Genomic DNA, 12839 nt, shown 5'->3' on the forward strand with positions numbered 1-12839 from the left:
ATTGGATAGGGTTATTTAAAGATAAAAAAAAGAGCGCTAAGCGCTCTTTTTTTATATCTGGCGTTGGATTTATTCAGCTGGACTTTCATCTGCTCTTTTGGCTGCAGACTCTTTAATTAACGTCTGTAACTCGCCTTGTTGCGCCATTTCCATAATGATGTCACAGCCACCAACTAGCTCGCCATCAACCCATAGCTGCGGAAAAGTAGGCCAATCAGCGTATTTAGGTAACTCAGCGCGGATATCAGGGTTTTGTAAAATATCGACATAAGCGAACTGCTCACCACAAGACATTAACGCTTGGGTGGCCTGAGCAGAAAAACCACAATTAGGTAATTTAGGTGAGCCTTTCATATATAAAAGTATGGGATTTTCTTCGATTTGTTGCTTAATTTTTTCAATAGTGTCCATTGCGACTCTCTTTAAATTTTTGTGGTTAAGATCAATAGATCTATATCTGGCGACAAGTTTAACGTTTTCAACTAATGATTAATACTCTACTGATCTTTTGATGGCTGGTTTTAATCACTTACTTATTCCGAATTCAGCTTAATTAACTAAATTTACACTTGAAAAACAGTATCAAGGCGCAATATCTGATGTATTGAAAAATTAGTTTTATCTAATAACAAACCAGCGCTTTTACATTGTTATATAAAGTACTAGCATTTACTGGTTATGAATTTAAATACACATCACCCTTTATGGAGAAACATCATGGCTTTTGAATTACCAGCTCTTCCTTATGAAAAGAACGCGCTTGAACCACATATCTCTGCTGAAACCTTGGAATACCACTACGGTAAACACCACGCCACTTACGTAGCTAAGTTAAATGGTTTGGTTGAAGGTACAGACTTGGCTAATAAAAGCCTAGAAGAGATAGTTAAGAATTCTGAAGGTGGCGTGTTTAACAATGCGGCCCAAATTTGGAATCACACTTTTTACTGGAACAGCCTTAGCCCGAATGGCGGCGGCGAACCTTCTGGTGCATTGGCTGATGCAATCAATGCAAAATGGGGCTCTTTCGCAGACTTCAAAGCAGCGTTGAATGACAAAGCAGTGAACAACTTTGGTTCTAGCTGGACTTGGTTAGTGAAAAAAGCTGACGGTAGCCTAGACATAGTTAACACTAGTAATGCAGCTACACCTTTGACTGATGCTAGCTTGACTCCTGTACTTACTGTTGATTTGTGGGAACACGCTTACTACATTGATTACCGTAACGTGCGTCCTAAGTACCTTGAAGGTTTCTGGGCATTGGCTAACTGGGATTTTGCTGCGGCAAATTTCGCTTAATAGCTCAATATAAAAATAATAAATATTAGCCCTGTTAATCAGGGCTTTTTTTTTGGTGTTTTTCAGCAGACAATGTTTGAACTAAGATTCCGATGTTGCTACTGCTAACGCTCACTAAAGCCAAAGATTATGCGACCTTTTATTCACAAGGCTTTTTAGTGACTGTAACCAAAAAAGGTAAGTTTGTGTTATCTGACACCATCAGTTTTGAACGTTATTTTGCTGGTATTAATGTGCTACAAGCTTTGCATTATATAAATAGCCTAGAAAAATAGCCGTAGCGCTGGGTCCAGCTAACTTCGCAACCAAATTCGATATTCAGGCTGGCGGTGAATGACGAATTGTAATTGTACTTAAATAAAGAATTCTTATGACTGAACAACAAAATAACCCTTTGCATGGGCTGACACTACAGACCATTCTCGAAACTCTGGTAGACAAACTTGGCTTTGAAAAAATGGGCGAAGAAGTCAAAATAAATTGTTTCACCAGCGATCCATCGATTAAGTCTAGCTTAAAGTTTTTGCGTAAAACGCCTTGGGCAAGAGAAAAGGTAGAGCAACTGTATTTGTACACCCTTAAGACTCCAGCCAAACAAAAACCTAAGAAGCCAACGGAAGCCTTTGTTTGGCCAGATCTCACTAAAAACAATCCCGATAAAAATTCTTAATTAACTTTTGTCACTGTACCTAAATCAATTTAAGGAAACCTAAATGAGTAAAAATGCAGACTCACTTTTTAAACCTTTTAGCTTAAAAAGCTTGTCACTTAAAAATAGAATTGCCATGGCTCCCATGACCCGTAACTTCTCACCCGATGGCATACCTACTGAAGACGTAGCAGGTTATTATCGTCGCCGTGCAGAGGGGGGGACGGGTTTAATCATTACCGAAGGCACAACTATTAACGATCCCGTCGCCACTATGGATGGAAAAGTCCCCAAAATACATGGTCAACAAGCACTAGCGGGTTGGGAAAATGTTGTAAAAGAAGTCCATGCTGCTGGAGGTAAAATCATGCCGCAACTCTGGCATGTTGGCATGGCACGTAATCCGCAAAAAGCCCCTTTCCCAGAATTACCAAGCGCTGGCCCTTCTGGATTATTATCACCTGGCAAACAAATCGCCGAACCAATGACAGTTGAGCATATTCACAGTGTTATTGATGGTTTTGCTGCAGCGGCTGCGGATGCCAAACGTATAGGTTTTGACGGGGTTGAAATTCATGGAGCTCATGGTTATCTCGTCGATCAATTTTTCTGGAGTGGTACCAACCAACGCACTGATGAATGGGGCGGTAGCATGGCTAACCGAAGTCGTTTTGGGGTAGAAATTATTAAAGCTATCCGTGCAGCCACTGATCCTGACTTCCCAATTATTTTACGTTATTCACAATGGAAGCAGCAGGACTATACCGCTAGGTTGGCCGAGACCCCAGAGTTATTGGAACAGTTTTTAGCGCCACTAGCAGATGCAGGAGTGGATATCTTCCATTGTTCAACTAGGCGCTACTGGGAGCCAGAATTTGCAGGTTCAAACCTCAACCTAGCTGGCTGGACCAAAAAACTCACAGGCAAAGCCACGATAACAGTAGGCTCTGTAGGCTTAAACGGAGACTTCTTTGGCGCTTTTGCTGGCAAAGGATCAGAAACACGCTCAATAGACGATTTAATCGAACGTCTAGATAAAGGCGAATTTGATTTAGTCGCTGTAGGACGGGCTATATTACAAGATCCAAATTGGGCGAATAAAATCCGCCAAGGTGAAATAGATAAACTAGAAACCTACTCTGGTGACGCGTTAGCAACCTTGTCATAAAACATGTAAAAAAAGCGCCCATTAAAATGGGCGCTTTTAGTTAAATCAATATACTTTAAGTTAATTAACCTTCCACTTTACTCATATCACCAGCTTTAATAATTGAGAAATTTTCAAGTGTAAGATACTTGTTCATCACACTTTTGACATCATCAGCAGTTAGAGCTTCAAGTTTTGCCTCATAGGCTTTGTTCCATTGCATAGTTCTATCTACTACTAAATTTCGGCGTAAGGTTCCCACCAACTCTCTGTCCTGTGCACGACTCACTTTTTTACCTTGTAACAGTCCAGATTTAGCGCTTTCAATTTCTTCGTCAGTAAAGCCATCTTTCAACATGCGACTTAGCTCTTCCTTAAAGCCTATTTCGACTTTGGCTAGGTTTTGCGGTGCACATATCGCGTAAGCCCCTAAAGTGGCTTTGTCGTCTTGAGTGTTCATGTTTAGAAACGACCCCGCCCCATAACTTAATCCGTCTTTTTGTCTTAATCTTGTGGCTAAGCGACTATTTAAGAAGCCACCACCAAAAATATAGTTGCCTAACTCTAGTGCTGGTGCATCATCACTATTTGTTCCAACAGGTAGCATAATGGCTGCAACAAATGTTGCATTTTCTTTGTCTGGCGTATCAAACGCAGTAGGGCTGGCAGTTACTTCCTTATACGGATCTGGTACACGCTCGTAAGTATTTTTAGCATTCCAATTACCGTAAAGGGTTTCTAACTCAGTTTTGATTTGATTTTGATCGAAATCACCCACTACACCAATATTCATGTGATTGCCGCCAAAAAATGACTGATGGAAGGTTGTTAAATCACTTAATTTAAGCGCACTAAGTTCGTCTAAACTTTCTTGGAAGGTTTGTCGATAATGAGGGTGACCTTTTTCATATGGATTTTGTTTACGACTGTATTCGTTAAATGCCAGTCGCTGGGGATCTTGTAGATTTTTTTCAATATCTACCTTTAAGGTTGATTTGTATTGTTCAAACTCAGTTTTATCAAAAGCAGGATCGCTCAATACCTTATGCATTAACCTAAGTGCCGCTGGCAAGTTTTCATTAGTCGTGGTGATATTGGCCACTAACCAATCTGTCCCGCCTGCAACAGCAACCTGCGCTTTTAGCTTATCGAACTCATCCTGAATTTCTTGGCGAGATAATTCACTGGTCCCCCGCATCAGCATTGCACTGGTAGCATTGCCAATTATACCAATGTTTTGCAAACTTTTTTCAGTACCTAGACTCATCTTAATAGAAACGACGACAGATCCACCTCGGGTCTTTTTAGACAATAACGACAGTTCAGTGCCATTACTTAACTTTGTTTCAACTGTACGTGAGTCGATGTTATCAAAAGAGGGTTCGAATACTTCACCTGCGGCAATTTTTGCGCGACCTTTATAACCTTTGATCATGTCATTCACATTAGCTACAGCAGGGATCTCAACGCGATCAGGTGTATCTGTGGGGATAAAATGTCCAGCGGTACGGTTATTACGTTGTAAATAACTATTAGCTACGCGCTGCACATCTGCGGTATTGACCTGTTCAATTCTGTCGCGGTGTAGAAAGTATAAACGCCAATCCCCCATACCCAGCCATTCACTTAGGTTTAATGCGATACGCTCTGATGAATTAAACGATAACTCGATATTTTTTAATAAGGTACGTTTTGCTCGCTCTACTTCTTCATCGGTAATGGGTTGGCTATTTAAGTCCTCAAGTACCGCGACCATAGCGTCAGAGGCCTTGCTTAAATCTGCTTTTTTATCGACTTCGGCAAAATAAATCGCCAGCCCAGGTTCTTGCCACTGAAAGTTAAAGCCAAAAACACGACTGGCTAGTTTTTCTTCAACTAACGCTTTATGTAAACGACCACTAGGGGTATCGCCTAAAATTTGACTAAGTATATCAATGGCGGCGTAATCTTCATGGGAGCCTGCAGGAATATGATAAGCCGCACCTGTCATTTGAACGTCGCCCACACGTCTTATGGTCACACTTTTTTCACCATCTTGTGCTGGTTCAGCCGTGTATAAGGGCCTTATCACTCTGTCTGGTTTTGGAATAGGTGAAAAGTACTTATTCACTAATTCTAGCATATCTGCTTCTACAAACTTACCTGCCACAATTAAGGTCGCGTTGTCTGGTTGGTAGTACATTTTATAAAAAGCTTTTAATCTGTCGATAGGTACATTTTCTAGATCGGCTTTAGCACCAATAGTGGACTTTCCATAGTTATGCCACATGTAAGCAGCCGCAGAAATTTTTTGAAGAGTAATACCAAATGGGCTATTTTCACCACGTTCAAATTCATTTCGAACGACTGTCATTTCACTATCAAGATCTTTTTTGGCGATAAAAGAATTGACCATACGATCTGATTCCATGCTTAACGCCCAATTGATATTTTCTTCATTAGCCGAAAAAGTTTCAAAATAGTTAGTGCGGTCGGTCCAAGTGGTGCCATTTGGACGAGCACCATGGGAGCTCAACTCTGCGGGAATATCTTTATGTTTAGGGCTACCTTTGAAAACCAAATGTTCCAGTAGGTGAGCCATGCCTGTTTCACCATAGTTTTCATGTTTTGAACCCACATGATAAGTAACGTTGACTGTTACTGTTTCTTTAGTTTGGTCAGGGAATAATAAAACACGTAAGCCGTTATCGAGATTATATTCGCTGATCCCTTCAACTTCGGTTATTTTCTCAAACTTTTCTTTGGCAAAAACCAAAGGTGATGCAACCAGAGTAATACTCAATAGTGCGCCAATAAATAATGATCTTTTGAACATCCGTTTATCCTTCTAATAATTTCAACTACGACTTAAACGTAGCCACTTAGATTTAAGCCATTAGACAATAATTAACTTTGTTTGTTAAAACAACTTCAGATGTTATTTAATTGGGTAAATTTAATACCAATTAACCTAAGCTGAAGTAAAGAGAACAGTAAAAAAAACACAAAAAAGCCGACTCATAGAGTCGGCTTGAACCTAGCTTTTTCAAATAACTACCTACAATTCGGCAGCTAATCGTGTTCCTTGACTAATTGCACGTTTGGCATCTAATTCAGTTGCCACATCTGCACCACCAATTAAATGGTGTGGTTTAGTCAAACCCTCAACTAATTCCCTAAGGGGCTCTTGTCCGGCGCAAATAATGACGTTGTCGACGTCCAATACCTGCACTTGGTCATTCACCTTAATATGCAAACCAGCATCATCAATTTTTAGGTACTCAACACCAGCCAGCATACTTACACCTTTACTGAGTAGACCTGCCCTATGGGCCCAGCCGCTTGTTTTACCTAATCCTTTACCGACCTTTGTAGATTTACGCTGTAACAAATAGATTTCTCTAGGTGAAGGTGTAGGAGAAGGTTTCATGCCTTCAATACCAGATCGAGAGCCAAAGGTCATATCAATCCCCCACTCTTTCATAAATGCAGGGATATTTTGACTGCTAGACTCGCCCGCATGGGACAAATATTCCGAAACATCAAAGCCAATACCGCCTGCACCAATGATGGCGACTTTTTTGCCAACTGGTTTTTTATCGACAATCACATCGATGTAACTCAGTACTTTGCTGTGTTCAATGCCTTCAATGGGTGGCGTGCGAGGAGCAATACCAGTGGCGATTATCACTTCATCAAATTCACTACCATTTAGGGTATTTGCATCAACCCGAGTATTGAGTTTTACAGTGACATTATGCAGCTCCAACTGGCGAGCATAATACCTAAGGGTTTCAAAGAACTCTTCTTTCCCAGGGATTTGTTTGGCAATATTAAACTGCCCGCCAAGCTCACAAGCAGAATCAAAAATGGTGACTTTATGACCGCGTTGCGCCGCTGTAGTGGCCGCAGCCAAACCAGCAGGTCCAGCCCCTACTACAGCTACATTTTTTATGGTTTTGGCTGCTTCAATAAGCAATTCAGTTTCATGACAAGCACGTGGGTTAACCAAACAGCTAGTCATTTTGCTTTCAAACACGTGATCTAAACATGCCTGATTACAACCTATGCAGGTATTAATTTCATCGGCACGATTTTCCATGGCCTTAATTACAAATTCAGGATCGGCCAAAAATGGTCTTGCCATTGATACCATATCGGCATCACCACGGGCTAACACCTCTTCAGCCACTTCTGGCGTGTTGATACGGTTTGAAGTGACAACTGGAATAGACAAGGCTTTTTTAAATTTAGCGGTAACCCAAGTAAAGGCTGCACGGGGGACTTTGGTGATAATAGTGGGGATACGTGCTTCATGCCAACCAATACCAGTATTGATAATAGTCGCGCCTGCTTTTTCAATGGCTTGGCCTAACTCAACCACTTCATCATAAGTCGAACCGCCTTCAACCAAATCTAACATCGACAAACGGTAAATAATAATAAAGTGTTCACCCACAGCTTCACGCACTCGGCGCACTACTTCTAGCGGCAAACGAATACGATTTTGATAGGAACCACCCCACTCGTCTTCTCTGTGGTTAGTACGCGCTGCGATAAACTGATTTAAGAAGTAACCTTCAGATCCCATTATTTCAACGCCATCGTAACCGGCTTTTTGCGCTTGTAGTGAGGTATTAATAAAATCTTGGATCTGTTTTTCTATACCTTGTGCATCTAGCGCCTTAGGTTTAAAAGGATTGATTGGTGCTTGCACCGCAGAGGGCGCAACTAAGGCTGGATTATAGGCATAACGCCCTGTGTGCAATATTTGCATACAGATTTTGCTGCCATACTGATGTACTGCATCGGTAATGGTTTTATGATTGGCTATCGCTTCGTCTGTATCTAGGCGCCTAGTATCTTTGTGGGTCGCGCCTTCATCATTTGGCCCTATTCCACCAGTAACAATCAGGCCTACTCCTCCCTTAGCACGCTCAGCAAAATAAGCGGCCATACGTACATGACCATTAGGCGCTTCTTCTAAGCCTGTGTGCATGGATCCCATCAAGACCCGATTTTTGAGTTGAGTGAAACCTAAATCTAAAGGTTTAAGTAGATGAGGGTATTTGTCTAAACCTTGTTCTAATGCTGTATTGGCTGTCATTTAAATATTGTTCCTATTTTCTTGATTTTGTTTACGCTGACTTACATGCCAGAAGATTTTTTGTGTAATTCGGCATACACAGGCAAACGCCTTTGTTGCCCTGCGGCCATAGCTTCTTGTACATCAGGCATTTGGAACATACCGCTTTGCCATGTGGCCATATAAGTTAAGCTATCTGCTACATTGTGGTCACGTGTGTAGTTAATCATTTCTTTACAGCCAGCCACAGCCATTGGGGAATGCATGGCAATTTTGGCAGCTATTTTCATTACCGCTTCAAGCATTGTTTGTTGGTCGCTAAACACTTGATTTACAAAACCACAGGCTTTTGCCTCCTCGCTTTGCATGTTGCGGCCGGTGTAGGCCAATTCGCGGATCAAACCTTGAGGCATAAGATGAGGTAAACGTTGTAATGTGCCTACATCTGCGGTCATACCTAATTCAGTTTCTTTAATAGTAAAATAGGCATCTTCAGTGCAATAACGACTATCTGCGGCACATATCATATCCACAGCACCACCGATTACTCCCCCCTGAACGGCCACTAACACTGGAATACGCACTTCTTCCATTGCATTAAAACTATCTTGTAACTCAAGTACCAATCGACGAGTACGTTCTGCACGTCTTGCAGGTTCGCCTTGAAAATCTTTGGCCATATTAGTGAATACTGACAAATCCATGCCGGCACTAAAATGTTTGCCTTGGGATGAGATAACAATCACCCGCGCTTGAGACTCAGCGTCAATTTTTCTCACAACAGCGGGCAGTTCTCGCCAAAACGCTGGCACCATACTGTTGAGTGCTTCAGGACGACTCAATTGGATATGAGCAATGTTATTCTCGATACTCACAGATAAGGTTTCTAGCGCTGAAAAATCAATATTCGGCACGGGTATTCTCCTTGGCTTAGTACGCGCTTATTACTGAAAGTCAGTAAATAAAGCCCAAACTGTTAACAAAAAATTAAACTAGACAGCGTCAAGATAAAAGCATATGTTGACGCTGTCAAGATAACAAACATCAAATTTATTAATAGTCGGTTATGAGTCAACAAACAGCATTGAAACAAAAACAAAATAAGCCAAGTTATCATCATGGTGATTTACGCATCACACTGCTCAATGCCGCCAATGTATTGTTAAAAGAAACAGGTATTGAAGGTTTATCTCTACGTAAATTAGCTGACAAAGTGGGAGTATCTCGCACCGCCCCATATCACCACTTTAAAGATAAAAACCAATTGTTGTGTGCTATCGCTGAAAAAGGTTTTGTGCAATGGCAACAAGATGCGGCAAATATATTTAACCAAACCGGGTTATCTCCCAAAGAGAAATATCGTCAATTTTTTCATGGTTACATCAGTTATGCCGCTGATAATCCAGAACTTTACGATTTAATGTTTGGTCGTACAATTTGGAAACAAAATAGTGCCACTAGCGAACTACGAAATGCGGCTTACCCAAGTTTTCACCACCAAGTGAAAATGACCAAAAAATGGCAAGAACAAGGGTTAATGCCCAGCGGCGAAGATACTTTACGTTTGTCGCAGGTCACTTGGGGCACTATGCACGGTATAGCACGATTATTGATCGATGGGATCTACGCTGACCGCAGTCATATAGATGAAATGTGTGATTGCGCGGTGAATTTGTTTACGCAACAAATTACCCAATCAGAAGATTAAAACTAAGGACTAAGACTATGCAAGCCATCACCTTAAAAACTAAAAATAATAACGCTATTAAGGGTTACTGGTTTACGCCACAGGGCTTAGATGCAAAACCAATTATAGGTCAAATAGTCATAGCTTCTGCTATGGGGGTGACTCAAGCCTACTACCAATCAATTGCCAACTGGCTAACTGAACAAGGCTATTGTGTTTTAACCTTCGATTGCAGTGGCATCGGAGAAAGCAAAGATAAACATTTGAAAGAATACCGCTGCAATATTCTAGACTGGGCTACAGATGAATATTCGGCCGCATTACAATTTGTGTTAGACACAGATTCAAGCTCCCCAATTTATTGGTTAGGTAATAGTTTAGGTGGCCAGATATTCCCATTAGTTGACAATATTGAACAAGTTAAAAAGGTTATTACTGTATCCTCTGGTACAGGGTATTGGAAACACAACGCGCCTGCACTGCGTAAAAAAGCGCCTTTATTTTGGTATGTTATTATGCCCCTAGCCACCAGCTTATTGGGTTATTTCCCCGGGAAAAAGCTTGGCATGGTTGGCGATTTACCAAAACAAGTGATGTTTCAATGGCGACGTTGGTGCTTGCATCCCGAATACTGCGTAGGAGTTGAGTCAGAAAGTGTAAAAGCGAAGTTTCAACAACTTGAAGTGCCACTTGTTTCTGTTTGTTTTAGCGACGATGAAATGTTGTCCTTAACTAATATGCATGACTTACATGCTTTATTTGGCAATAAAAACAAAGAGCTAAAGAATTTGCATCCTAGAGATTTAGGAGAAAAACGTATTGGTCATTTGGGTTTCTTTAGAGAACAATTTAAAGATAACTTATGGACTCGGTTGCTGTTAAGTGAATTAGGCTAACAGCTCACTTCCAACCTTGTAACCATTGCTCTGTATCTTTTAAGCTTGGCCAATGAATATGTGTTGAACGTTTAGAGATGATCGCTTCTAACAAACATGAAATGACAACCCCATCCTCATCATATTCCACCTCCGTAATAATAAAGTGCTTTTCTTTATTCAAAGGCACTACTGCAGTCCATTTACTGTTCTGTAGTTTTTTAGGAGAAATTATGTTCAATGGCTTAGCTAAATTAAGGTTTTGACATTCTAATCACCACTCGGCGGTTTTTAGCTCGTGTGCTTTCGTTTGCGTTAGATGACACATGACGTCTTTCGCCATGCCCAGTGATTTCTATTCGTTCTGGTGCAACCCCCATAGAACTGAAAAACGCTTTTATTTCCACAGCTCTACGCACAGAAATCTGTTTATTGATTTCTCTACCGCCATAACTGTCAGTATAACCGTCTAGCAACACCAATTCTAAATCTGTATCTTCTTTTAAGTATTCGCCAATCATAGCTAAACGTTTCTGGGAGTATTTAGTCAACTTAGTATTATTGAATTGATAATTAAGCACTGTATAGGCAATGTCTTGAAAACTATAAGGTAATAGATTTGCCACACATTCAGCAAATTGTGTGTAGGGCACAGCAAAATTACTGGCATTTAATCCCACAGCCACTTTGTCGTATTGGTTGTACCAATCCTGATAATAAATAGTTGGCCAAAACCCCTTCTCTAGCTCAGACAGCATAGTCCAAGCGGCTTGTTCAGGTAAGTCACCATTGTATTGTTTACGGATTGTCATATCGGCAATAGTGCGTTGCACTTGGCCAGGCATCCATTTTGGAGGCACTGAATACACAGCCGCTACGCCATAAGATTTAGGCAGTCGTAACATATCTAGTTCGAATTCCATATTTAGCTGTTTTGAGGCAAAACTGCTAAACATAGCCTCACCATAACCGGGAAGTTTATGACTTAAAGTGCACTGTAAACGAGTTTCATCTTTAAGCTGCCAATCTGAATTCTCAACTTTGGCAGTATATTGACGTAGCGCAGCGGCAGAATTAACCGACAGTGACACTAAGATGGCACAAAGAATGGATTTTAACATTTTATTCATCATGGATTAAGGAGCCCCTCGCTTCTGTCAATTATATCGACAAAATTCAATAAACGTTTAGCTAATACCATTCAATATAAATAAGTGGCTTCTAATAATGGGCTCAGCGTTTTTTCACCAGGCGTCACCATTACTTCATTCAGCGATTGATTAAGGGGTTTTAACATCTCTCTAAGTGACAACTTATTTATATAGATTAGTAATAATAAAGCCAGTCTATATATTAAACAGAGGTTAATTGAGTTTGCTTTAAATTACCATTGTTTAACGTTTTAGACTGGCTACTGAAAAAGAACCTTGTCATAATCGCTTTTCAAAAAAACTTTCTAGGTTTCCATGTCTGATTTATTTAAAATAAAAAATCGTTTCAGGGGGTATTTCCCTGTGGTAGTTGATGTTGAAACCGCTGGTTTTAATTCACAAAGCGATGCTCTACTGGAAATCGCAGCAGTCACCACTAAAATGGACGAAAACGGGTTCTTCTACCCAGACAAAACGTTTCATTACCACGTTAACCCATTTGAAGGGGCTAATTTAGAAAAAGCTGCTTTGGATTTTAATGGTATTGATCCCTATTGTGCCCTTAGAGGTGCACTGGATGAAACTGAAGTAATGAAGGACTTGTGTAAAAAAGTGCGTAAAGAGCAAAAAGATGCAGATTGCCAACGCTCAGTCATAGTTGCCCACAATGCAGCTTTTGACCAAGGTTTTGTGAACGCCGCTATTGAGCGAAGTCATATTAAGCGTAGTCCGTTTCATCCCTTTGTGTCTTTTGATACTACCACTTTGTCTGGCTTAGCCTTAGGACAAACAGTATTAGTAAAAGCCTGTATGGCTGCGGGTATAAGCTTTGATCAAAATGAAGCACATTCAGCCCTGTATGACACTCAAAAAACAGCAGAGTTATTTTGCTACATTCTTAACAAATGGCAAAGCTTGGGCGGCTTAGAAGCTCATAATTGAGAAAAACCAGCCATAAAAAAACCG

General features: G+C 40.7%; 13 protein-coding genes. 7 read left to right on the forward strand and 6 right to left on the reverse strand.

Translation table 11 applies throughout. The features are described from left to right. Window positions 1-69: 69 nt before the first annotated feature. Entirely contained in the window at window positions 70-411 is a 342-nt protein-coding gene (locus tag GARC_RS18880) for a Grx4 family monothiol glutaredoxin (protein WP_007623227.1), read from the reverse strand. A 306-nt stretch (window positions 412-717) separates the two neighbouring features. Here GARC_RS18880 and GARC_RS18885 point away from each other — a divergent pair, with 306 nt between their 5' ends. From GARC_RS18885 to GARC_RS18900, 4 genes are all read left to right on the forward strand, one after another. Next, complete coding sequence (locus GARC_RS18885; protein WP_007623229.1) at window positions 718-1299, forward strand: Fe-Mn family superoxide dismutase; 582 nt, start codon at window positions 718-720, stop codon at window positions 1297-1299. Between the two features lie 92 nt (window positions 1300-1391). Beyond that, the gene (locus GARC_RS18890; RefSeq protein WP_007623231.1) at window positions 1392-1574 is read left to right on the forward strand and encodes a hypothetical protein; all 183 of its coding nucleotides are present in this window, start codon (window positions 1392-1394) and stop codon (window positions 1572-1574) included. Between the two features lie 95 nt (window positions 1575-1669). Further along, complete coding sequence (locus GARC_RS18895) at window positions 1670-1969, forward strand: VF530 family protein (protein ID WP_007623234.1); 300 nt, start codon at window positions 1670-1672, stop codon at window positions 1967-1969. 43 nt (window positions 1970-2012) lie between these two features. Further along, window positions 2013-3116: an NADH:flavin oxidoreductase gene (locus tag GARC_RS18900; RefSeq protein ID WP_007623236.1), complete on the forward strand. Its 1104-nt coding sequence runs from the start codon at window positions 2013-2015 to the stop codon at window positions 3114-3116. 64 nt (window positions 3117-3180) lie between these two features. Here the strand turns inward: GARC_RS18900 and GARC_RS18905 are convergent, their stop codons facing one another. From GARC_RS18905 to GARC_RS18915, 3 genes are all read right to left on the reverse strand, one after another. Continuing rightward, a complete protein-coding gene (locus tag GARC_RS18905; protein ID WP_007623239.1) occupies window positions 3181-5910 on the reverse strand; it encodes a M16 family metallopeptidase in 2730 nt (909 codons plus the stop codon). Between the two features lie 222 nt (window positions 5911-6132). Further along, window positions 6133-8181 carry an NADPH-dependent 2,4-dienoyl-CoA reductase gene (locus GARC_RS18910; protein WP_007623241.1) on the reverse strand — a complete coding sequence of 683 codons (2049 nt, stop codon included), beginning with the start codon at window positions 8179-8181 and terminating at the stop codon, window positions 6133-6135. A 41-nt stretch (window positions 8182-8222) separates the two neighbouring features. Further along, window positions 8223-9074: a crotonase/enoyl-CoA hydratase family protein gene (locus GARC_RS18915; RefSeq protein ID WP_007623243.1), complete on the reverse strand. Its 852-nt coding sequence runs from the start codon at window positions 9072-9074 to the stop codon at window positions 8223-8225. 152 nt (window positions 9075-9226) lie between these two features. Between GARC_RS18915 and GARC_RS18920 the strand changes: the two genes are divergently transcribed. Both GARC_RS18920 and GARC_RS18925 read left to right on the forward strand, forming a co-directional pair. Next, a complete protein-coding gene (locus GARC_RS18920) occupies window positions 9227-9868 on the forward strand; it encodes a TetR/AcrR family transcriptional regulator (RefSeq protein ID WP_007623245.1) in 642 nt (213 codons plus the stop codon). Window positions 9869-9885: 17 nt separating this feature from the next. Continuing rightward, complete coding sequence (locus GARC_RS18925; RefSeq protein ID WP_007623259.1) at window positions 9886-10743, forward strand: alpha/beta hydrolase family protein; 858 nt, start codon at window positions 9886-9888, stop codon at window positions 10741-10743. A 4-nt stretch (window positions 10744-10747) separates the two neighbouring features. On the opposite strand, the gene GARC_RS18930 is transcribed toward GARC_RS18925, so the two are convergent. Next, window positions 10748-10963, reverse strand: coding sequence for a TIGR02450 family Trp-rich protein (locus tag GARC_RS18930; RefSeq protein WP_039990075.1), 216 nt, complete (start codon window positions 10961-10963; stop codon window positions 10748-10750). Window positions 10964-10976: 13 nt separating this feature from the next. Further along, window positions 10977-11855 (reverse strand): flagellar protein MotY, encoded by an 879-nt coding sequence (locus GARC_RS18935; protein ID WP_007623262.1) that lies wholly within the window; start codon window positions 11853-11855, stop codon window positions 10977-10979. Window positions 11856-12188: 333 nt separating this feature from the next. Here GARC_RS18935 and rnt point away from each other — a divergent pair, with 333 nt between their 5' ends. Next, window positions 12189-12815 carry a ribonuclease T gene (rnt, locus tag GARC_RS18940; RefSeq protein ID WP_007623265.1) on the forward strand — a complete coding sequence of 209 codons (627 nt, stop codon included), beginning with the start codon at window positions 12189-12191 and terminating at the stop codon, window positions 12813-12815. Window positions 12816-12839: the final 24 nt, after the last annotated feature.

This window comes from Paraglaciecola arctica BSs20135 (genome assembly GCF_000314995.1).
Taxonomy (GTDB): Bacteria; Pseudomonadota; Gammaproteobacteria; order Enterobacterales; family Alteromonadaceae; genus Paraglaciecola; species Paraglaciecola arctica.

Bases quoted from the DNA above. Each gene is read 5' to 3' on its own strand.
- GARC_RS18905 (WP_007623239.1), bottom strand. From the start codon at position 5,910: ATGTTCAAAAGATCATTATTTATTGGCGCACTATTGAGTATTACTCTG.
- GARC_RS18885 (WP_007623229.1), top strand. From the start codon at position 718: ATGGCTTTTGAATTACCAGCTCTTCCTTATGAAAAGAACGCGCTTGAA.
- GARC_RS18925 (WP_007623259.1), top strand. From the start codon at position 9,886: ATGCAAGCCATCACCTTAAAAACTAAAAATAATAACGCTATTAAGGGT.
- GARC_RS18890 (WP_007623231.1), top strand. From the start codon at position 1,392: ATGTTGCTACTGCTAACGCTCACTAAAGCCAAAGATTATGCGACCTTT.
- GARC_RS18900 (WP_007623236.1), top strand. From the start codon at position 2,013: ATGAGTAAAAATGCAGACTCACTTTTTAAACCTTTTAGCTTAAAAAGC.
- GARC_RS18880 (WP_007623227.1), bottom strand. From the start codon at position 411: ATGGACACTATTGAAAAAATTAAGCAACAAATCGAAGAAAATCCCATA.
- GARC_RS18895 (WP_007623234.1), top strand. From the start codon at position 1,670: ATGACTGAACAACAAAATAACCCTTTGCATGGGCTGACACTACAGACC.
- rnt (WP_007623265.1), top strand. From the start codon at position 12,189: ATGTCTGATTTATTTAAAATAAAAAATCGTTTCAGGGGGTATTTCCCT.
- GARC_RS18935 (WP_007623262.1), bottom strand. From the start codon at position 11,855: ATGATGAATAAAATGTTAAAATCCATTCTTTGTGCCATCTTAGTGTCA.
- GARC_RS18910 (WP_007623241.1), bottom strand. From the start codon at position 8,181: ATGACAGCCAATACAGCATTAGAACAAGGTTTAGACAAATACCCTCAT.
- GARC_RS18920 (WP_007623245.1), top strand. From the start codon at position 9,227: ATGAGTCAACAAACAGCATTGAAACAAAAACAAAATAAGCCAAGTTAT.